We start from the raw sequence: 1,083 nt of genomic DNA, 5'->3' as shown, positions 1-1,083 counted from the left end.
TCTCCCCATAGAACCTGGTCGCCGCCACCGTCAGTTTTTGTCACCACCGTTCCCAATGCGGGGTCCAGGTCGTTTATAGCCTGGGCAATAAGCGCAGCCTCATCGGTAACGACAGAAACCATACCCCAAAAAGCATCAATTCCATTCTGGTCATCGACCACAACCGGTACGCGCTCGATGTATCCACGCCCTCCTTGAACCAAGTCCACTGGCCCTGAAAACTCCGCTTGCAGCCTATCTCTCACTCGAAGAAAAGAGTTCGCCTGTGTTCGTGTATCAAGATAATCGAGGCCAATAACGCTCGCGTTTTCTTCAAGGGGATACACGAACCGAATGACACTACCCTTTGCCACCCCGATGCTGCGTATACCAGGATTAGTATCAAAAAACGGCGCCACGAGCGTTGCGAAGCTACTCTGATCCAACTCCGGGTCCGCTTGGATCGCGCGGGCGATTGAGTCAGCCAACATTTTGTGAAAGGCCAGCGTTCTTTGGATGTCGCTTGAGATAGTGAAAGCGGCTTCAAGAGCCTCGCTGCGCTCTGAAACTCTTTCATTGCTTGAAATACGCCTTTCAACCTGAAGCGCGAGAAGCAGGCCAGCGAGAACAAACACTGCAATGGCGACCAGACTGACCTGACGTCGCTCGAGCAGCGAGGCGAGATATGCGCCGATGTTTGTCTTTCCAACCATAGGAAGAAGATTCCTATGACGGCACACCAACGACAACCAAAACGTGTCAGCCAACGATACTCAATAAGCGGATGTGGCTTCGTTAAATGTATTCGCGCCACACTTTTGAGCGCGAGTCTATCGCATTGACCTCGCTTCTACGAACCTCGCAGGGGCTTTTCTCAGCGGTACTTTATCGAGGCATACAGGTCCAAGAGGGCGAGCGACGAAGACGCTAGTCGAACGAGGGCTCCGATAGCCAACTTCCTGAGTAACGGGGGCACGATTGGGGCACCTTTGCCTTGAACAGCGCTCCACCGATGCTCCGAGAAAGCGCCGCCCGCAGCATCGCAGGTAAAGTCTGGTTCAAACGTTTGCCGTGCCGGCGAACGCAAATTTCTTACATTTTCCT

General features: G+C 53.3%; 1 protein-coding gene. It reads right to left on the bottom strand.

Annotated elements, in window-relative coordinates:
• A partial coding sequence (locus BLT50_RS18895) for a CHASE domain-containing protein (protein WP_175491550.1) occupies nucleotides 1-692 on the bottom strand: 692 nt, incomplete at its 3' end.
• Nucleotides 693-1,083 lie beyond the last annotated feature (391 nt).

The organism is Lutimaribacter saemankumensis, from assembly GCF_900100005.1.
Lineage (GTDB): Bacteria > Pseudomonadota > Alphaproteobacteria > Rhodobacterales > Rhodobacteraceae > Lutimaribacter > Lutimaribacter saemankumensis.
The sequence above is the reverse complement of the archived record's forward strand: the minus strand, read 5'-3'. Positions and strand labels throughout refer to the sequence as shown.